Annotated in this window: 14 protein-coding genes and 1 pseudogene; 7 read left to right on the forward strand and 8 right to left on the reverse strand. The window is 38.4% G+C overall.

All coding sequences use genetic code 11. From position 1 onward, the window contains the following. Positions 1-122 precede the first annotated feature (122 nt). Positions 123-2561, reverse strand: a complete 2439-nt coding sequence (locus tag NLW78_RS11615) for an SH3 domain-containing protein (protein ID WP_254497375.1) — start codon at positions 2559-2561, stop codon at positions 123-125. Between the two features lie 528 nt (positions 2562-3089). Between NLW78_RS11615 and NLW78_RS11620 the strand changes: the two genes are divergently transcribed. The 6 genes and pseudogenes from NLW78_RS11620 to NLW78_RS11645 all read left to right on the forward strand — a co-directional run bounded on the left by NLW78_RS11620 (position 3090) and on the right by NLW78_RS11645 (position 12609). Next, the gene (locus NLW78_RS11620; protein ID WP_254497295.1) at positions 3090-6431 is read left to right on the forward strand and encodes a CDP-glycerol glycerophosphotransferase family protein; all 3342 of its coding nucleotides are present in this window, start codon (positions 3090-3092) and stop codon (positions 6429-6431) included. Between the two features lie 164 nt (positions 6432-6595). Further along, complete coding sequence (locus NLW78_RS11625; RefSeq protein WP_254497296.1) at positions 6596-8722, forward strand: bifunctional glycosyltransferase/CDP-glycerol:glycerophosphate glycerophosphotransferase; 2127 nt, start codon at positions 6596-6598, stop codon at positions 8720-8722. Positions 8723-8836: 114 nt separating this feature from the next. Continuing rightward, positions 8837-9991: pseudogene (locus NLW78_RS11630) on the forward strand (CDP-glycerol glycerophosphotransferase family protein); the annotation flags it as partial. Positions 9992-10083: 92 nt separating this feature from the next. Then, on the forward strand, positions 10084-10905 hold the full coding sequence (locus NLW78_RS11635) for an ABC transporter permease (protein ID WP_254497297.1): 822 nt from the start codon (positions 10084-10086) through the stop codon (positions 10903-10905). Positions 10906-10919: 14 nt separating this feature from the next. Further along, positions 10920-11723, forward strand: coding sequence for a teichoic acids export ABC transporter ATP-binding subunit TagH (gene tagH / locus NLW78_RS11640; protein ID WP_254497298.1), 804 nt, complete (start codon positions 10920-10922; stop codon positions 11721-11723). A gap of 151 nt (positions 11724-11874) precedes the next feature. Further along, positions 11875-12609 carry a WecB/TagA/CpsF family glycosyltransferase gene (locus tag NLW78_RS11645; protein WP_254497299.1) on the forward strand — a complete coding sequence of 245 codons (735 nt, stop codon included), beginning with the start codon at positions 11875-11877 and terminating at the stop codon, positions 12607-12609. Positions 12610-12644: 35 nt separating this feature from the next. On the opposite strand, the gene pssE is transcribed toward NLW78_RS11645, so the two are convergent. Genes pssE through NLW78_RS11680 form a run of 7 tightly spaced genes read right to left on the reverse strand, consistent with a single transcriptional unit; the run spans position 12645 to position 19309 of the window. Further along, positions 12645-13127 carry a PssE/Cps14G family polysaccharide biosynthesis glycosyltransferase gene (gene pssE, locus NLW78_RS11650; RefSeq protein ID WP_254497300.1) on the reverse strand — a complete coding sequence of 161 codons (483 nt, stop codon included), beginning with the start codon at positions 13125-13127 and terminating at the stop codon, positions 12645-12647. Further along, the gene (gene pssD / locus NLW78_RS11655; RefSeq protein WP_254497301.1) at positions 13124-13594 is read right to left on the reverse strand and encodes a PssD/Cps14F family polysaccharide biosynthesis glycosyltransferase; all 471 of its coding nucleotides are present in this window, start codon (positions 13592-13594) and stop codon (positions 13124-13126) included. Before pssD ends, pssE begins: the two co-directional genes overlap by 4 nt. Before the next feature lie 16 nt (positions 13595-13610). Next, entirely contained in the window at positions 13611-14702 is a 1092-nt protein-coding gene (locus tag NLW78_RS11660; RefSeq protein WP_254497302.1) for a glycosyltransferase, read from the reverse strand. Positions 14703-14710: 8 nt separating this feature from the next. Beyond that, a complete protein-coding gene (locus NLW78_RS11665) occupies positions 14711-16006 on the reverse strand; it encodes an O-antigen ligase family protein (RefSeq protein WP_254497303.1) in 1296 nt (431 codons plus the stop codon). A 20-nt stretch (positions 16007-16026) separates the two neighbouring features. Further along, positions 16027-16914 (reverse strand): PIG-L deacetylase family protein, encoded by an 888-nt coding sequence (locus NLW78_RS11670; RefSeq protein WP_254497304.1) that lies wholly within the window; start codon positions 16912-16914, stop codon positions 16027-16029. A gap of 12 nt (positions 16915-16926) precedes the next feature. Next, positions 16927-18438 carry a murein biosynthesis integral membrane protein MurJ gene (murJ, locus tag NLW78_RS11675; protein ID WP_254497305.1) on the reverse strand — a complete coding sequence of 504 codons (1512 nt, stop codon included), beginning with the start codon at positions 18436-18438 and terminating at the stop codon, positions 16927-16929. Between the two features lie 46 nt (positions 18439-18484). Next, a complete protein-coding gene (locus NLW78_RS11680) occupies positions 18485-19309 on the reverse strand; it encodes a sulfotransferase family protein (RefSeq protein ID WP_254497306.1) in 825 nt (274 codons plus the stop codon). A gap of 389 nt (positions 19310-19698) precedes the next feature. Here NLW78_RS11680 and NLW78_RS11685 point away from each other — a divergent pair, with 389 nt between their 5' ends. After that, positions 19699-21417, forward strand: coding sequence for a phospho-sugar mutase (locus NLW78_RS11685; RefSeq protein ID WP_254497307.1), 1719 nt, complete (start codon positions 19699-19701; stop codon positions 21415-21417). Positions 21418-21520: the final 103 nt, after the last annotated feature.

The following is a 21520-nucleotide window of genomic DNA, read 5'->3' on the forward strand; positions in this document are numbered from 1 at the left end:
GATATTTACACTGATTTTACACTGTTTACGTAAAATTCACAAGGGGGAGAATCTAACTGAAAAAAGGGACACCCTTTAGGGCATCCCTTTTGATCTTATATTTTCTGCTGCGTATAAGCTTGTTATTTAACTGGAATGATATAATCGCTGATTACCCAACCTGTTTCATCTGAGTCAGGTAAGTACACTTTGTACCAATCTTTATCATTTTCGTCTTTTTCCGTGACGTAATCTCCTGCGTCAGTAAGCACAACTTTTAAGAATGTTTCATCAGTTACGCTTCCAACTTTATTAGATGATGCTGTTGCGCTTTCTCTAATGTTTAAAGAAGTCTCAACATCAACTTGGATTAAGTTGTCAATTGTGAGGAAATCTCCTCGTAACCATCCGTACTGACCATCTACGTTGACTCGATACCATCTAATGATCTTGTCAGTATCTTCATCAACTGTTTCACGAACATCTTTGTTATAACCTACAATTTCAACTTTCTTACCATTTGGAACTTCTCCTATTTTAGTAGAAGGACTTAAATATGGTAAGTTTCTAAAGTTTAAGTTTCCGCTATCTAGTGTAACGGTTGCAGTTACACCAGAGTTAAAGTCAATGAAAAGATGGTTTGGAGATGGTTCTCCTTCAGGTATTGCACTCGTATAGCTTGCTGGTTGTTCTGGTTTATGATTAGAAGGTTGTACTTTGCTATAGTATTTAGGATCAAATGGCTTCATTCTCTCCATTAGTTTAGCAATACCGTTCTTCCAGTTTTCGTCCGTTGCGTATTTTATGTTCATACCTGTTAATGTCGGACCATGTTCTTCGTAATAGTAACTACCACCTGGTGATAAATAATCGTTAATCACTTGATAAGTAACGAAGTTAATACTATCTTTTTCTGTTGGGAAATAGATAGCACATGTAACTGGACAAGAATCGTAAGCTTTATAACCATAGAGATTCTTCTTGTAACTTCTGATCGTTGAACCTCCCCAACCTGTTTCCCAAATCGCATGGGCAACTAAGTATTGGGCATTAATACCAACCTCGTTTTGTACATCGATGAAGTGCTGTGCAAAGTTTTTTAAATCACTATCTGGCTTCACACGGTTAAAGAAATCAACAATATCTTGGGCAGTAAGGTCTGCCGGTTTTCGCAAATGAACGTCTAAATAAGACGTTTCAAGAGGTTCGAAGCTAATTTCATCTTTTCTAACATATCCCGTTTTTTCTGTTCCGTTTACATCAAGCACCATTTCGTACCATTCAGAAGTGTAGGTTCTCATCTGTACAAAATGTCCTTGTGGGAATGTCTTTAGGACGTCAGCACTTGTTGAAGCCTTGGCATAGATCTTTGTTGGGTCTTCAAGAAGATATCCTTCACGATCTTCTTGATTTTCAATCTTGTCATCAACATCGTTTTTATGAATATATCCAGTATGTCGTTTTCCGTTAAGGTATACCGTTGCTTTCAGCCATTTGGAAGTAAATGTTTCATATTTTAAGACAGTGCCTTGAGCATATGACTTTAGCACATTAGCATTCCTGGAAGCCTTAGCAAATACCTTTGTCGGGTTTTTCAGCCCAATCCCATTAAGTGTTTCGGTATCATCCATGATATTTTCGGTATGGTTGACATTAATGTAACCAGTAGTTCGTTTACCTTTAATATAAACGGTAGCCTTATACCATCCCGACGTGAACGTCTCATACTTTAGCACTGTTCCTTCATCATAAGATTTCAAAACCTTAGAATCAGTAGAGGCTTTAGCATAAACGTTATTGGATTGTTTCAAGCCAATTCCGTAAAGTACCTCTGAGTTTTCGACGATGTTATCCGTATCATTCGTATTAATATAGCCAGTTGTCGGTTTTCCATCAACATAAACTTTAGCCTCATACCATCCGGAGGTAAAAGATTTATATTTTAGGATTGTCCCTTGGCCATATGACTTTAATACCTTTGATTGAGTAGAAGCCTTAGCGTATACATTGTTTGGTTTTTTAAGACCAACGCCATAAAGCGTATCTTGCGATGTTTCGCTCGTCTCTACATCGTTAACATGGATATACCCGGTTGTCGGCTTGCCATTTACGTAAACGGTCGCTTCATACCAGTTTTCCTTTTCATGGGAACGGTATTTTAACACTGTCCCTTGGGCATAACTTTTTAATTGATTTGCCTCTCTAGATGTATCAGCATAAACGTGTGTTTTGTCCTTTAAGCCAATACCTAAGAAATAGGAATCAGTTGTTTCCACATCATTTACGTTAATATACCCGGTTGTCGGCTTGCCATTTACGTAAACGGTCGCTTCATGCCACTCCTCAGTGTAAGAGCGATATTTAAGGTTTGTCCCTTTTTTGTAGCTCTTCAACACTTCTGCCTCTCTATCAGGACTAGCATACACCTCTGTTGGACTTCCAAACCCAGTTCCTTGATAGTGTTCGTTAATACTTGCACTCTCTCCCTCAGTACCTAACACTGTTAGATCGTTTAAAGAGAAAAGTTGTAATAACAAAACGAATAGCACTAAACCTATTTTCTTTTGCATAATGTTCTTCACCAAATTTCTCCTCCAACAGTTGAATCTTTCCACACAACGATTTGTTGTCTATCGTTAGTTAACGTTATGACACTAGCTACGCACTTTTCTTGTGCATATATGGTGCTGTAAATGGGCTATGTAGATTACTAGAGAAAAGTGCCAATGAGCAGCGGAATAACGATGGACTAACTCATGAACAACGAACGTTTACAGGGAATTACTCAACCTATTGTGCAATTTGTGAATGTTTCACCTCCTTTTTTTCTAAATGATTCTTCTATTCTATTATCGCAAGAATAGTAGAGAATGTTAAGTTATTTTCTACAATATTCATTCTGAGAAGATAAATTTTGATATTATGTTAAGGGGAATAGTAAGTTGAATCGCTATTCCTTATAGAATTTTGCGGAATCCTTATGAAAAGGGTCAAAAATGATAAAAATAAACCGAATGGTATATTGTATAAACGTCTAATCCTACTTAAAATTGTAGTTAAGTGTGAAATGACAAAATATTTCGTAACAAACATATAAGCGAGGGGTACAAATGCGTAACTTTTTTCGCACTATAAGAGGATTACAAAAGCCTGAGACGAAGAATAAAAAGAAGTTGAAACAAACATTGACTGTCACCCAAAAAGGGGAAAATATAAATATCGAAGGAAAGCTAAATAAAGATCAATCTTATATCGTAAAACAGCTTATCTTAAAGCCGAGGGAAGGTGGAGACTTCATCACCTTTATTCCAGACGTGGTAGGGCATGAATTCCGTTTCCAACTTAGTTTCAATGAAATCAGCCACCTTTCCGACGAGCACATCTATGACCTATATATCCTAGTTAACGTTCCGAGTGAAAGACTGTCTAAAAAGAAAATAAAACAGCTTGAAGGAAAAGCGGCTAAAATCGAGAGAAGTGATGGGAATTTCGACTTAGAGTATCCAATGCGATTAGGGAAATTTGAGCATACAATTTGTCATTCCCTTGAACCTATAACCATCAATAACAATCGTTATTTCTTTTACATTACGAAAAAGGGAAATATCTCCTTTTCGGTTAATCGTAGCATTGTTCCAAATGTTCGAGTTGATCTTCAAACGTTTACAGCAGAAAAAAGAAGGATGTTATTATCAGGACGTTTATTTATCGAACGAGATAAGTTGCAACAAGTACATTTACTATTGAAAGGTAGAAATACGAATCATATCATTAAACGAACATTTACAGTGGATCCCATTAAGGAAGAAGAGCAGTTATTCCATGGGTTTGTTCCATATCAATTTCAATACGAACTCGATTTTGAACGAATTTTTAAAGTCCATTCTATCAATCAAGATATATATGATCTGTTTTTAGAAGTAGATACGAAACATGACCTTGAACCTACACTCGTGAGAGTTGCAGGGACAAATCATACTAAGTCGTTTGCAGATAAATCGAATTCAGTTGTGTACGGAGACAATGTGTTTGTCATCATGCCTTATTTAACCATTAAAAAACAAAACCTCTCCTTTGAGGTTACTCGTTTTGATAAAGGGGCCTACTCCTATTTAAAGAGATTACTTCCTTGGGTGTGGTTACTCCGTCCGCTTATGCGACATAAAAATATTTGGATAGTTGGTGAGTGGCCGTATAAAGCGCAGGATACAGGCTATCATTTCTATAAATATATGCGGGAGAATCATCCGAAGCGTAATGTATACTATGTCATTGAACGGGAATCCCCAGAACGAAAGAACTTGTTGCCTTATGGTAATATTCTTCATTTCAATTCAAAAAAGCATATATGGAACTTACTCATGGCGAGAAAAGTTATATGTTCACACCATCACCACCTTATGTACCCGATCCGGACCGGAGAATTTCACAAAAAGGTAAAAGGTGATAAGGTGTTTCTCCAGCACGGAGTCATGGGTACGAAAAATATGGCAGGTGTATACGGAAAAGGAGCCCTCGGCTTTGAAGCGGACTTATTTTTCGTCAGCTCGGAATTTGAAAAAGATATGATTGTAGAAGATTTCGGATATGAACGAGATCAGGTGAAAGTGACAGGACTTTCCCGATTCGATCAATTGTTTGAAAAAGATGTCGATGTAAAACGCCAGTTGTTAATTATTCCGACATGGAGGGACTGGCTATTATATGATTCCACTTTTCTGGAAAGTGAATATTTTCAACGCTATAAACGTTTAATCAATCATCCTTATTTGTACGAACTTTCGCAAACCTATAACTTTGAAATCGTATTTTGTTTACATCCAAATATGCGAAAATACGTCTCCTACTTTAAAGATTTCCCTATTAAAGTGATTCATCAAGGTGAGGTAGATGTCCAGCACTTGTTAAAGGAAAGTTCAATGATGATTACCGACTATTCAAGTGTAGGCTTTGACTTTAGTTTCTTACATCGTCCAGTCGTGTACTACCAATTTGATCGTGAGAAGTTTTTAGGGGAGAAACCTTCACACCTGGACTTAGATCAAGATTTGCCAGGAGATATCGTGTTTGATGAACAAGACGTGTTGGAGTGTGTTGAAAACGCAGCTAAACAAAACTTTCAAATGAAGAACGAATATAAAAAACGAGCCGAGAAATTTCTTAAGTATCGGGATCAAAAATCGTCTGAACGAATTTTCCATGAAATTCAGTCAATGCGAAAAAGGCCTTCATTTGTTAAAACAGTACTTAAGAGTAAGTACTATGACGCTTTTTACAAACGGTTCCGAAAAAGCAAGTATTATAAACCGGTCATGCACACCGTTTTTAATGTGTTAAAAACGATAACACCAGTTGATTCAAAACTCATTGTGTTTGAAAGTAATATCGGAAAACATTATGGTGACAGTCCAAAATATATTTATGAAGAAATGGTGAAGCGTAACTTAGATTATAAAATCGTATGGGTGTGTAATAAGAAAGTTCGTTTTCATGATCCAAACACGAAGCGTATTAAACGTCTGAGTCCGTCCTATTTTTATTATTTAGCACGGGCGAAGTATTGGGTTAACAATCAAAACTTCCCAACATATTTAAAAAGAAGGCGCGGGACAACCTATCTACAAACATGGCACGGTACCCCGCTAAAGAAAATGTTGTTTGATATGAAAAATGTTAAAGGGCGTAGTGAAGGGTATATCGAACGGGTATATAATGCAACGAAAACATGGGATTATTTAATATCCCCAAGCCCATATGCCTCTTCTGCTTTCAAAAGTGCGTTTAAATATGAAGGACATATATTAGAACTTGGTTACCCGCGTAATGACATATTCTATTTGGACGATGAGAAACAACAGGATATTGCCGATAAAGTGAAACAGACATTAAATATCCCGAAGGATAAAAAGGTTATTTTATATGCACCTACTTTCCGCGATCATGAAACGACAGGTGCGAATAAATTTACATTCCAATTGCAGCTCGATTTAGATGCAATGCAGGAAAGGCTTGGGGACGAATACGTCTTATTACTGCGCATGCATATAGCAATTAGTCAAAAGTTACGAATTCCAGCAGAGCACCAACAGTTCGTCAAGAACGTCTCGAATTATCCCGATATTCAGGAGTTGTTTTTACTTTCGGATATCCTGATTACGGATTATTCATCGGTAATGTTTGATTTTGCCAATTCGATGCGTCCAATCTTGTTCTTTACGTATGATTTTGAGATGTATCGTGATGACATTCGTGGTTTTTATATGGATTTTGAACAGGAAGCGCCTGGGCCGTTATTGAAGACAACAGAAGAGTTGATTCATTCGATCACAAATATCGAAGACGTAGCCAAGCAATATGAACAGAAGTATAAAGCATTTCATGAAACTTATTGCCTGTTAGAAGACGGAAAGGCAAGTGAACGGGTAGTTGATCAAGTGCTTGAAGAAAAATAAATAGGATAAACCATAACCACTAATCCTAACGACGTTGACAGTTAGAAGATTAGTGGTAGTTTTTTAAAAGAATTGAAACGAAGCATAGGAATTCCCGTCTACTATAATGAATATAACTAAAGATATAAAATTAAAATATAAATACAATAACAGGGTGAAGGGTAATGAAAAAAATATCAGTAATTTTACCTGTTTTGGAAGCAGGTACCAAATGGGAGGATTGTCTTCATTCTATAGTCCACCAAACGTATAAACAGATTGAAATACTTTTACTTTATGATAAAACGGACGAGCTACTAAACGAAAACATAGAATTTCAGAAGAACAATCATGAGAATGTGACCACCTACCACATTGACCGGTCTAAAGGAGTAGGGGTAGCACGTAATGTTGGGATTGAGCATGCGTCAGGAGATTATTTATATTTTGTACACAGTGACGACTACCTTAATTGTAATACACTAGAAGAACTGATTCACAACATCGAGGAATCACCAATGATTAAAGGGAAAATAGTAAATCCAGCTAAACACCCCCATACTAATGAGCTGGAAGGCGAGTTATACCAAGAAGGAACAGTCTCACAATTTCAAGATATAGATAAATTGTTTCAGGACCGCACGATATTACACTGTTTGATTGCCAAATCGTTTATCGATGAATATAATCTACGTTTTTCGGAAGTTGTTCAAGCTTATACGGATTTTTCCTTTATTGTCCCGATTATGTTGAAAGTGAAACAAATCCCAGTCGCTAACAAAGCTATCTATTATCGGCGCTCAACATTAACCTACAAACGTAGCGCAGGAGAGGCAATTGAAGACTTTTTAAAGCAATATCATTCGTTAAAGCGAGAAACGAAGGCAAATCAAAAAGCAGCTAACTACTTAGATCGACATCTATTAAATTATTACCGGAAAACGATAGTGACCCACTTTAAAATCGGGAAAAATATCGACCCCGTTTTCCCAATATTAGTAGAATGTATGAAGCAGGTTGATGATTCTGCTTTAGCGGACAAGAGTACCATCTTAAAACGGGAAATTAAGGCGATTAACACTAACGATATAAGGAAATATAAAAGGGTAAATAAGTGGCATCATCGATTAAGAAAGGTAAAATGGGCAACAAAAAAAAGAAGGAATTTCTATATTCAACTTTATCGTTCTGTTTTTTTACGGCTGCCGAAAAAAGAAAACATCGTTGTGTTTGAAAGTTTTCTCGGGAAAAATTACTCAGATAGCCCGAAGTATATTTATGAACAGATGTTAAAGCAACGGACGAACTATACATTTATTTGGATTTTTAATGAGCCAGGTAAATCACTGCCCGGTAACCCGAAACAAGTGAAGCGGTTTAGTTTATTCTATTATTACTATTTAGCGCGAGCGAAGTATTGGGTATTTAACGCCCGGAGTCCTGTGCATTTGAATAAACCGAAAGGGACTGTCTTTTTGCAAACATGGCATGGTACACCATTAAAGCGACTGGCGTTAGATATGGAAGAAGTTCACATGCCGGGGACAAATACACGAAAGTATAAACGGAACTTTGTAAAAGAAACGAGGAAGTGGGATTACTTAATTTCGCCAAATGAATATTCCACAAATATCTTTCGACGTGCGTTCCAATTTGAACATGAAATGTTAGAGTATGGCTATCCACGAAATGACGTTTTATACGGAAAGGATAAAGAACAACGTATCAATCAATTAAAAGAATCGTTGCACATTCCCCAACATAAGAAAGTTATTCTGTATGCGCCGACTTGGCGAGATGACGAGTATTATGAAAAAGGAAAATATAAATTCACATTAAAGCTGGATTTACAGCACCTGCAAGAGAAACTAGGTGATGACTATGTCATTTTACTACGGATGCACTATTTAATTGCTCAAGATTTAGATCTTACGAGCGTTCAAGAGTTTGCCTACGACGTATCTTCCTATGAAGATATCGGTGAATTATATTTAATCTCTGACGTACTCATTACCGACTATTCTTCCGTGTTTTTTGATTATGCGAACTTAAAACGTCCCATTTTGTTTTACACTTATGATCTAGATAAATATAAAGACCAATTACGTGGCTTTTATATCGATATGGAGACAGAAGTGCCCGGCCCACTACTGAAAACGACGGAAGAAGTAGTAGACGCGCTCGTGAACATAGACAGCATTGAACAGCAATATGCGGATAAGTACCAGTCCTTTTATGAAACGTTTTGTTCATGGGATAATGGGGAAGCATCCCGTTGCGTTGTCGAAAAAGTGTTTCCATTAAAACCGTAATCTTTTACACTTATAATAGATTGAAGTGCAGACTTAACCTTCAAGGAGCTGCACTTCGTTTTATGTTTAGGTCCTTATGGAGGTTTCGTCATGATAAAAGAAAAAGTAAAAACAGTACTATTTCGTATATTTAAACTGATGTTTCACTTTATTAGTAAATTCCCCGCAAAGCGGAAGCTTGTAATCTTTGAAAGTTTTCACGGTAAGCAATTCAGTGACAGTCCAAGGGCAATTTATGAATACATGTTAGAACATGACCTGCCTTATCACATGTATTGGAGTGTCGATCGGCGGTATGCCCATTTATTTGAAGAAAGAAACATTCCACATATAAAACGCTTTTCATGGAAATGGCTCCTTCTCTTTCCCCGGGCTGAATTTTGGGTGACGAATAGCCGGCTTCCATTATGGTTTCCAAAACCGAAGGGTACAACATATGTACAAACATGGCATGGCACCCCTTTAAAGAAGCTGGGTGTCGATATTGACGAAGTACATATGCCGGGAACGAGCACCGCAAAGTATCGGGAGAACTTTGTGAAAGAAGCGAATAAGTGGGATTACTTAGTATCTCCCAATGCCTACTCAACAGCGATCTTTCAACGTGCGTTTCAGTTCCAGCATGAAGTGATTGAGTCAGGTTATCCTCGAAATGATGATTTATATAACAATAATCATCCTTCTCATATTCAATCGTTAAAGAGGAAGCTAGGTATCCCTGGGGAGAAAAAGGTGATTCTTTACGCCCCAACTTGGCGGGATAACCAGTTTTACGGAAAAGGGAGATATAAATTTGACCTAAAACTCGATTTGGATGCACTCCGAAATGAACTAGGAGACGAATACGTCGTCATTTTACGCATGCATTACTTAGTGGCCGAGAATCTAGACTTAACAGGCTATGAAGGTTTCGTATACGAATGTTCCAAATATGAAGATATTCGGGACTTATATTTAATTTCCGATGTGCTGATTACAGATTACTCATCTGTCTTCTTTGATTTTGCAAATGTAAAGAGACCGATTTTGTTCTTTGTTTATGACATCGATGAGTACCGGGACAAACTGCGAGGCTTTTATTTTGACCTTGAGGCCGAAGCACCCGGATTGCTTACGAAGGATACCGGCGAGATCATTACCGAAATCAAACGCCTGCAGTCCGCAAACTTTCAGCTTGATAGACAGTTTGAAGCATTTTATGACCGCTTTTGTTATTTAGAGGATGGAAAAGCTTCAGAACGGGTTGTGAACCGAGTGTTTCTATCGTAATGAATCTTACAGTTGTTTGTTTTTTATCGTATTTCCTAGTATAATTTTTCCGAAGACGACATGGTGACTTTTAGGAAGGAAACGAACTTTATATGAAATCCGCAATTACGGTTATAAAAGAACAATTTAAACACTTTTATCTCATTCGTAGATTGTCATTATATGAATTAAAAAGTTCTAACAATAATAATTACTTAGGTATGGCGTGGGAGATTATCAATCCCCTCATTCAAGTGATGATTTATTGGTTTGTATTTGGATACGGTATCAGACAGCGAGAGGCAATCGAAGTCGCCGACGGGATGGCTGTTCCATTTCTACAGTGGATGCTTGCGGGAATCATTATATGGTTCTTCTTTTATCAATCTACGATTCAAGCATCGAAATCAATCTATACCCGATTACGAATGCTATCAAAAATGAATTTTCCGATGAGTGTAATTCCGAATTACGTCATCTTCTCACAGTTTTATATTCATATCGTGATGGCACTTATCACCATCATCATTTTTCAGTTTTCTGGATATCCGATTAACGTTTACTATATACAGCTTATATACTTTTTGTTTGCTACCTTTGCTTTTATTTATGCTTTAGCGTTAATTACATCGACATTATCGACAATCGTACGTGATGTGCATATGTTTTTAAATGCGACATTGCGGATGCTCTTATACTTATCACCGATTTTATGGACGTTAACAGTGTTACCAAGTTCCATTCAAACGATCATGAAGCTAAACCCACTATACTATTTAATTGAAGGGTATCGCTCCGGTTTATTAGGTTTAGGTTGGTATTTCGTTGAACATTGGCAATACACCTTATATTTCTGGGGCCTGACGTTATTGTTGTTTTTCGTTGGTGCCAGCCTACACGTAAAATTCAGACGGCACTTTATTGACTTTCTTTGATGGAAGGGAACCATATGGATAAATCAATCATTGTTAAAGATGTATCGAAAAAATACAAACTATACTCGAAACCAGCGGAGCGTCTCCTCGATTTGCTGTTGCCGAAAAATTACGGCGAAGACTTCTACGCCTTGAAAAATGTCAATTTTGAAGCGGAAAAAGGGGATGTAGTCGGCTTCGTTGGGATAAACGGCTCTGGGAAATCTACACTGTCTAATATCATTGCCGGCATCGTTCCTGAAACGTCGGGAACGGTCGAGGTAAATGGTCAAGCAGCGTTAATTGCCGTAGCGTCTGGCCTGAAAGGGGATTTATCAGGTCGAGAAAATATCGAATTGAAATGTTTAATGCTCGGATTTTCAAAGAAAGAGATTCAAGAATTAGAGCCGAAAATTATTGAATTTGCTGAGCTTGAAAAGTTTATCGATCAGCCTGTTAAATCGTATTCAAGCGGCATGAAATCCAGGCTCGGCTTTGCTATATCCGTCAACATTGACCCGGATATTTTAATTATTGATGAAGCCCTATCTGTAGGAGACAAGGCTTTTGCGGAGAAGAGCTTAGCGAAGATGAAGGAATTTAAAGAAAAAGGGAAAACGATGATCTTCGTAAGCCACTCGATTGGGCAGATGAAAAAGTTTTGCGAAAAGATATTATGGCTGGAGTTTGGCCAAGTGAAGGATTACGGCACCGTAGAAGAGATATTACCGAGATATGAGACGTTTCTAAGTGAATGGAAAAAGATGTCCAAAAAAGAAAAACAAATATACCGAAAAACAGCCTTACATGAGTTAAACCAAAAACCAGTTCGAACCTAATCGAAGACCCGACCTTAGCCGATTACGAAAGCTAAGGTCTTTTTTTCTGCAATTGTTTGCCAATTGTTCAAACGTTTGATCAATGGCATAATGGAATTGAAAGAGTTGTAGATTTGAGCATAGAATAGATCCTGTTGAGAGGGTTGTAAATATGAATCCGAAACTAGCACGTACAAATATTATGGGAATCCCATTTGTGAAAAATAATAGAGAAGAGCTCCTCCAACAATCTATTTATCCCCGCTTACGTGAAGGGGAGAAGCAGTTTATCGTGACGGCCAATCCGGAAATTGTGATGAGGGCGAATGAGGATCCTTCATATAAAGAACGAATTCAGCAAGCTGATTACGTGTTACCAGACGGTGCAGGCATTGTCATTGCGTCGAAATGGCTAAGAGATCCGGTAGAAGAACGGATTACCGGTTTTGACTTAATGTGTAAGCTGCTAGACTATGCACAAGAAAACGGGCTATCTTGTTATTTTCTAGGTGCGAAAGAAGAAGTGAATACGAAAATGATCGGTCGTCTCATTCAAATGTATCCTAAGCTGAAAATTGCGGGCTATCATCATGGATACATTACACTTGATGACGAAACGATCGTGAACGAAATGAAGGAAACAAAGCCAGATCTAGTATTTGTCGCTCTCGGCTTTCCCCGCCAAGAAGAATGGATTCACATGCACTACCATAAGTTTGAGAAAGGGTTATTTATGGGTGTAGGTGGGAGTTTCGATGTGCTGGCCGGAGTAGTCGATAGGGCGCCAAAGTTTTGGATCCGCTTAAACATGGAATGGTTTTACCGCCTTGTGAAGCAACCATTCCGTTGGAAGCGTGTGTTAAAGGTGTTTGAATTTATGTTGCGCATTATCGTGAAGAAATACTAAAGGACGACCTTCTCTTATACAGGAAGTCGTCCTTTTTATTTTACGTCTGAGATAAATTGTTCGATTAACTTAAGGATATGTTCCTTTCCGGACCTGTACGGTTTCGGTTCGAATGACTCTGCCTCTTTTATCATATCCTCTAGACGGTCTTGTTCATGCCACGCTAATATATGTCCCTTTTTGGTAAACACGTCAACGAGTTCTAACTGATGATCATCGTTATGTTCCCCATGCTTTTTTAAACGAGGTGCAGCGATGACTTTTTTTCCTTTTTTCACTCCACTTATAATCGATCCGGACCCGGCATGGGAGATAATAAGTCGGGCTTGGTCATAGAGGAGGTCCATTTTATCAAAGCTGAAGAAAGGCTTTAACGTCATAACGTCACTTTCATATTTCGTATGCCCGCATTGCACGATAATCTCATCTTCAATCAGTCCCTCCTGCTTCACTCGTTCCACTTCTTGTAAAAGGCGGGGGAAGGGGAGTTCATGAGTTCCTAAGACGACGAATATCAATAGATTGCACCTCCATACGTTGCCTTTGGATACACCTTTTTCATCGATTCCCATTGAACGATAAATAAATCGGCGATCGGATAAATCATACGTCCTGATAATGTAGGGCTGCTCGATTTCGCAAAGCTTTCGATATAAATGACCTTACGTCGAAAGAGTTTCGCAATATAACACATCGGCACGGCTGTATGTACCCCTGTTGTAATGACGACGTCCGGTTTTTCCCGTAAAAAAATGTAGAACGACTTTACTACATTATAGGAAAATTTAAACATGTATCGAATAGGGTAATTTCTCGCACCATAGACAAGAAATGAACAGGAATGCTTTTCGGTCAGCTTTTCTGTAATTAACGATTTCTCTGTTACGATATGATAATCATAATGTTGGAAAAAAGAATCAAGCTGCAGTAGTTGGGCTAAATGACCACCAATTGAGGAAATTAGTAGCAACTTTTTATTAGACATAGCGCCATCTCTCCAATCATGTTGCATACAACGAAATTAATTCATTTACTAACCGGTCTTGATCATTTTGCTGCGCAATCATTTCTCCCTTATCAATCAAACGTTTGTTTAATTGTTCATCTTGGAGGAGTCGTTCCATTCCTGCTTGTAAAGATGAAACATCCTTCGGTTTCACTAATATGCCTGCACCATCTTGTAATAGATGAGCTAAACCGCCAACCTGACTGCCAACAACTGGCGTATGGCAGGACATCGCCTCTAAAGCGACAAGTCCAAACCCTTCCATATAGGAAGGGAGCACGAACATATTTGCGGCGGCTATCCATTTTGCTACAGTACTTTGTTCCTTAGGACCGTGGATGGTAACATCTTGAATATGGTCTCGGTGTATCGTTTGTTTCATATCATCGAAAAAGTGGGGTTCCTTAATAGCACCGATGATGTGCAGTTCAATATCATCGTACTTCTGTTTTAAACGATGATAAGCAAGAATCAGCTCTTCTAACCCTTTTGCCCGAATGAAGTTACCTGCATAAAGGATGATGAATTTTTCCTTCGAAATGCCGAGCTTTTCTTTCGTTTCTCGTTTCGGAAGTGGGTGGAACTGTTTACGGTTCACTCCCATGTTTATTATTTCCACTTTTTTCTCTGATATACGGAAGTGTTCGACAATATCTGCTTTTAATTTCGGCCCCACAGCTACGATATGATCACAGGCATGTAATATACGTTGCATATGGTGTTGGATGATGGAACCTTTTTTCATCATTTTATCTACGTCACCACCATGAGCCGTGATAATCAATTTGGCGCCAAACCACCGTTTAAATGCTTGTCCGAGCCAGCCACTCGGAAAAATATAGTGGGCGTGAACGATATCATATTTCCTTCCTTTTAAAAGAAAGATTGCACAAAAGCGAATGAGCCAGGTTCCATATTTTTTCATGACGAAGATTTTCCCCATACGGGGGTCCTTTACCGCTAATACGTCAACAACATAGCCCCGCTTACGGAGAGATTCCACTTGATTTTTCACGAAAATGCCGAACGTGTGATGCTTTTTACTTGGATACATATTCGTAATCACGAGAATACGTTTCCCCTTCATATTTACACCTACTCCATCGAAACCGTTAATTGATAAAAATACGCTAAAAAGAGAGCCAAATAGATTCCTGATGCTGGTGATGAAAGGACATGACCAGCTACGAAGGCCGCCCCAAACCCTAATAAGACTACAATGCCAACCATAAAGGTAGAAGAATCCATATGTTGAATAATCGCTTTCCCGTTTTGCACTATATGCCAACCGTAATAGAGAAACGGAAAGAGAAGAATCGCAAAGCCAATCATTCCGTAACTAAAGAACCAATCAATCATATCCATTTCGACTAACTTTGGGATATCCGAATAATTTCCTCCTCGTCCCATCCCAAATAATTTTTGGATAACAGGGGCATTTTGATATTGATTAATTTTCACCTGAAGGAAATCCCCCCGTCCGCTTAATAAAGGTTTCGTGCTCATTTCTTTTGTCTTTTCTTCTTCAAGGGATTGATCCTCTACTACAATCGGCTGTTTCACCTTTGACATGGCAAATCCGAGATTGTTTCCGACAGGTGTAAGGGGGATGGCGCTAAACGTTCCAATTAACATGGGCAGGAGTACGAAAATGTTGAGCCACGCTTTTTTCGTAGACCATTCTGTAAAGGCAATAATCATGGAAGCAACTAACGTAATGATTAAAGCACCAAGGCCTACTTTCGTTCCAACAGTCAAAGTCGCCCATATGATAATGACAACGGATGGAATGAGCATTAACTTCACGTTCGGTTTGTGTCGGTTTAACACATACATCAACATAATGCCAAACCCCATCGCTAAAATGGCACTTAACTCATTGGCTGAGTAAAACCAACCTGAATGCCCTAATTTCGCTAAAGAATCATAACTACGCTTGCCTGTTCCAGTTAAAGAGGCTAATAACATGACAATACCAATAACCGACATGCCGATGAAAATATTGCGTTGTATAAGGAGTTGCCAATTTGTCCGCTTTGCAATGGTTCGTACGACGAGTATGTATGTAAACAACATAACAAAGAAATACGCTGTTTTCGTTAAATACGTGACCTCAACAGATAAAACAAACGTCGGTTTGTATAGATAGCTAATGATAAAGTGGGATAGGAGAAATACTCCCATAATAACAAGGTATATGAGAAACCCATTCCTTACGTTCTTATTTTGATATAACGCAATATAGAGTACACCGAGTGCCATCGCCAACACCCGGACAGGCTGAGCAATCGGTAACTGGAAAAAGGCCGTCACATCTAAAATCGGCTGTATGATAATAAAAAATAGAAAAAAAGCTTCTAAGTTTGGCAGGTGTCCCTCTCTATATGTCATACTCATATCCCCTTAAGTTTTCATTGCGTAATCTTTTCGTATATGGCTTGTTTTTTATGCTCACTTCGGTATATAGCCCAAAGTAAAGTAATCGTTCGGTTTGCTTGTTTAAAAAGATGAGGATATTGATCTGTCTCCGCTTTAATTCGGTTAAACCCTTCGATAAAATCGTGAGCAGGCATTTCGAAAAATCCTTCTACCGCTTTACTATTATTGTTGTGCACTAACTTCCTTTTTAATCGATTCAACTCAAGAAATCCATCGAAGGCAATCTGCTGGGATTGGAACGCTTCAATCGCCTTTTGTTTCGCGTGGAAGGTCGAACTAATATCAATGAGACAATTTAAATAACGCGGCGGAATCGGACAGTTCACTTCGTATAGGCGGATCGGAAGTTTGTCTATTTTCATAGCGGCTAATGTATCCTGTAACAAATTTGTCGTACCGATATGATCAAGGTGGGCATCAACAAATGGAGGACAGTAAATGACGTCTGGTTGAATGTCTTCTAGTATGGTTTGTAATGTTCGTTGGGCGTCTTGCGTACTTTTTACGTCTCCATCTGGTAAATCCATATATTCAATTCGGGAAATGCCTAAAATCTCTTTTACGATTTCCATCTCCTGCTTACGAATGTTGCTTAAACGGTCTTTCCTAACGACACTCGTACTGTTCGCCCCATCGGATGTGAATACACATGTGACGTGAGCACCATGCTCTGCATGAAGTTTTATTGTCCCCCCGAGACCAATCGTTTCATCATCCATATGGGGGGCGAGTATGCAAACACGCTTGTGATGACCTACATTCGAGAGGGGGCGATTTCCTTTATAGTAGTGACTCAGGATATATCGGGTAATTGGTATTAAGATTGGGCGGCTCATCTCCATTAACATCTGTTTCAACATAATCAACAGCCCCTATCCCTTCTGACGTTTAATCGCTTGTAAGAAAAAAGCTAAAGAAGTAGATTGAAGGAAGTACGTTACAACCACGTAAACCGTACCTCCTATAACAGCACTACAGAATATATATACGAAACGAGGCAGTTCATGAAGTGTTGGCAAGATGAAATAGAGTGCTGCCGCCATAATGAAGGCGCCGGTTATTATACGGCTATATTCCATCCCTATATGGCTTAATTGAAGTCCACCTACTAATCGGTAAAAGATGACGAAACATGTGCCAACGTAAAAAAATGCCATCACCGAAGAGGCGAGGGGAATGCCATAATATCCAATCCATCTTGTAAATAAAACGTTAAACAAGATATTTAAGCCTATCGCCAGCCCGCCAATCATCAGAATGAGGTGGCCTTTTTTTAAAGTGTAAAACCCTTTATTAATAATGTTGTGTATACTGAAAAAGAGTACAGATCCAACGTAAAAGTAGCTCACATAGCTTGTCGCTGCCGTAGCCTCACGTCCGAAAGCACCCCGTTCATATAACAATTCAATGACAGCAGGCATGAGCAACATGAGTCCGACAATAGCGGGTAACAAAATATAGAACATCGTCATTAACCCTTGTTCAATTCCTCTTTTAAACCCGTCATGGTCAAGTTGAGCCATTGCTTTCGAAAGAAGGGGGAAGATGATCGTTCCAATCGTTACCCCGAAAATGGCCTGGGGAAAGTGCACTAAATTTTTTGCATAGTTTATGTAAGTAACAGCGCCTTCCCCAAAATAACCAGCAAATACGTTGTCGATCGCTAAATTAATTTGTCCAACAGCGACAGTGAGGGCGACCGGAATAAAAATACGGTAAAACCGTTTCACTTCTTTCCATTGCATTTTAGTCCTTACCGCCATTGCCCGCCTCGTTTTGACGACAGCAAGTTTGACGACCAGGGAAAGAATACTTCCGGCTAAATAACCGAATGCTAATGAATAGGCACCAATTTGATTAGCGAATAAAACAGCACTTAGCACAACCGTAAACAACAATAAAATTTGCGTAAAAGCGGAAAACGTATACTGTTTCACCGCATCGAAATAAGCTTCTAATACTGCATTCATTCCAATCATGAAAATGGCTGCAAATAAAATGACAGATACCCAAATGGCAATCGTTTTTGCCTCGGCTGAAAATTGGGGATAAAGAATGGGAATATAGGCATTTGCTGACATGGCGCCAACAACGGTGATGCAGAAACTGATAAGTATCGTTCCCTTGAATACATGTCCTAAATGTTCCTGTCCCCGTTGTTGTTCTATTGCTTCAATGTAACTTGGTACGAGGGCATTTTTCATCCCTGTTGTAAAAAACAAAATAAATAAATTCGGAATAATAAATGCTGCTAAGTAGGCATCAGCAACATAACTATCGCCGAAGTAATAGGCGATGACAATATCCCGTAACAACCCAGACAACTTTAATATCAACGTAACAACGATAAATAATAGACTTGAAAATGCGACTGTTTTTTTCAATTTCATACCTCTTCCAGTTAATCATCGTAACCTTGAGGGGGAACATTTATACATGCACCTTGTAGCCGAAGGATGCCATTCGATCTCCACATATACGATGAATACGTGTAAGGTTATGTTCCCCAAAGAACTCATGCTTTTTTACATTCCGATTTCCGGCTGGTTGATATTGAATATCCACCTTATCGGAAATGTCATGAACGTGAGGTAGGTCCAGCTCGTTCGCTAACTGTCGAATGGCCCTTTCTTTATCTTTGACGAAATCTTCATAACGAATGAACATCATATCGTCTTTGTTTTGAGTATATATATCTGCGGCTACGTTCCATCGGTGTGCCATCCACTCAATATAGTTTTCTCCTTTAACACCCATCCATCGACTGTCAATGACCCGCTCCCAATCTTTCGGTGCTTTTTTTAATTGGCGACGCCATTTTCGGTCCGTAATGTTATGTAAATGGCCCGGTATTCCGACCCGATTTAAAATGCTCCGAATATTGTCCCGAGGATCACGAATAATAAACACAACCTTCGCATTGGGAAAGTGTGTACGGAGCTCATCGTATAAAAAGGTTAAAGACGGCTCCTTGATGATATCCTTGGAAAAGTCGTACGCATTTTTTTGCACAAATTTTTGGAATGACAAATCGCCGCGATGTAATTTCGGCTGAACCGGCTCACAAATCCCGGGTAAATCAATAGCAACAGAACGATCTGTTAACTGAGCCAGCAATGCCCCAATAGCAGACGTACCACTTTTTTGGTTACCTAGGACAAAAGTAGGCGATGGGTTAACCGTGGATGTTTTATGCAAATAAAATCGTTTGCAATTACGTGGTAGGTGAATAATAGATCGGGCGATACGTTTCATTTTTATTTAAAACTCCTTTATTATGTATGGTAAAATGGCTAATCCACTACGTACACTATATTTTGTCACCCTTGAGTAATGTTTAAACTTATTTCTACATTTTTACAATCATTAACATAACCTTGATTGAATGTAAATTTAGTGTTAATATATTCATTATCGAAATACCTACAAAAAGAACAAAAACAGATAAAATTCGCGTCTTTTCTACTTTCAGATAAATATAAAGTCATAGAATGAATTACCTATAGTTTGGGATATATGTATATGATTGATTGATCGAGGATACCTTGAAACACGTTATACAAGCACGTGTCTTAATAGAGGTGTCCATTTTTAGTTTGGACTGCTATAATATAAGCTTTCCGATATAAAGAGGGGGAATCATAATGAGTTGGGAGAAAGAATACAAAAAGTGGCTTGAATTTGACACGTTAAATGGAGATTTGCGTGTTCAATTAGAGAAAATGATAGATGAAGGTGCAATAAAAGAGAGCTTCTATAATAACTTAGAATTTGGTACTGGTGGTATGCGGGGAGAGCTAGGACCGGGGATAAACAGAATGAATATCTATACAGTAAGAAGAGCAGCTGAAGGATTAGCAAATTACATTGAAGAAAAGGGAGCGGCATTCAAAAAAAGAGGGGTAGTAGTTGCCTACGATTCTCGTCATTTCTCTCAAGAATTTGCTATTGAAACAGCGAAAGTCATGGGTGCACACAATATTCCGACATATATATTTACTTCTCTGCGACCAACACCTGAACTATCATTTGCTGTCCGCTACTTAAAAACCGCGGCAGGTGTAATGATTACAGCTAGCCATAACCCGCCGGAGTATAACGGTTATAAAGTGTATAACGAAGAGGGTGGACAAGTTCCGCCGGAACAAGCAGAGCAAATCATTCAAAAGGTAAATAAAGTTGAAGATGAACTTACAGTTCCGGTGCTTACGAAAGAGGAACTGGAACAAAAACAACTACTAAGATGGATTGATGAAGAAATAGATAAAGAATATTTAAGACGATTAAAAGAGATTTCATTAAACCCAACTATATTAAAAGAACATGCCGACAATTTAAACGTTGTCTTTACTCCTTTACATGGAACGTCATACCACCTTGTTAAAGAAGGGTTGGGGCAAATTGGCATTCGTAATGTCAACATTGTGGAAGAACAAGCTACCCCAGATCCGGAGTTCTCAACTGTACAATCACCGAATCCGGAAGAGCATCAAGCATTCGAAATGGCGATCCAGTATGGTGAAAAGACAAATGCAGATATATTAATAGGAACGGATCCAGACGCAGACCGTTTAGGGGTAGCGGTTAAAAATCATAACGATGTATACCAAGTTTTAACCGGAAACCAATTGGGTGCACTATTGCTAGATTATATTTTGAAAAACACAGAACAACTACCAGATAATGGGGTCTTAATTAAGACGATTGTGACATCAGAGTTTGGGAAAGCTATTGCATCCCATTATGGTGTGAAAACATTAAATACGTTAACCGGCTTTAAGTTTATAGGTGAGAAGATTCAAGAATTTGAAGAAACAGGGCAGAACACATTTTTATTCGGTTATGAAGAAAGTTATGGATTTTTAATTTCCGACTTTGCTCGAGATAAGGATGCTGTTCAGGCTGCAGTATTAGCATGTGAAATGGCCGCTGTTTATAAAGCTGAAGGTAAGTCTTTATATGAAGCTTTAGAGGAATTATATGAAAAGCACGGTTATTATTTAGAAGACTTACATTCTATTACGCTAAAAGGAATAGAAGGTACAGAAAAAATAAAGAACATTATGTCTAAATTTAGGAAAGACCCAATCGTAGAGATTGGGAGTATGTCAGTAGAGGTAGTTGAAGATTACCAAAGTCAAGAGCGGAGACACTTGCGTTCTGGCGAAATCGAACCAATTCATCTGCCAAAATCAAATGTTGTTAAGTTTGTCTTAAATGATGATTGTTGGTTCTGTTTAAGACCATCAGGAACTGAACCGAAAATTAAGTTTTACTTTGCTGTTAAGAGTAATTCCTATCGGAACAGTTTACAGAAGCTAGAAGAAATTAAAGACCATGTATTAGCACAAATTCATTTTTAAAAACGAGCTCATCTAAAGACTAGTATTTTTTTACTAATTTAATTGTCAAGAAATGTATAAATGTTTTTATATGACCAATAATAAATATGCGGAGGGCTCTCAA

Origin of the sequence: Salirhabdus salicampi, assembly GCF_024259515.1 — a bacterium.
Taxonomy (GTDB): domain Bacteria; phylum Bacillota; class Bacilli; order Bacillales; family Alkalibacillaceae; genus Salirhabdus_A; species Salirhabdus_A salicampi.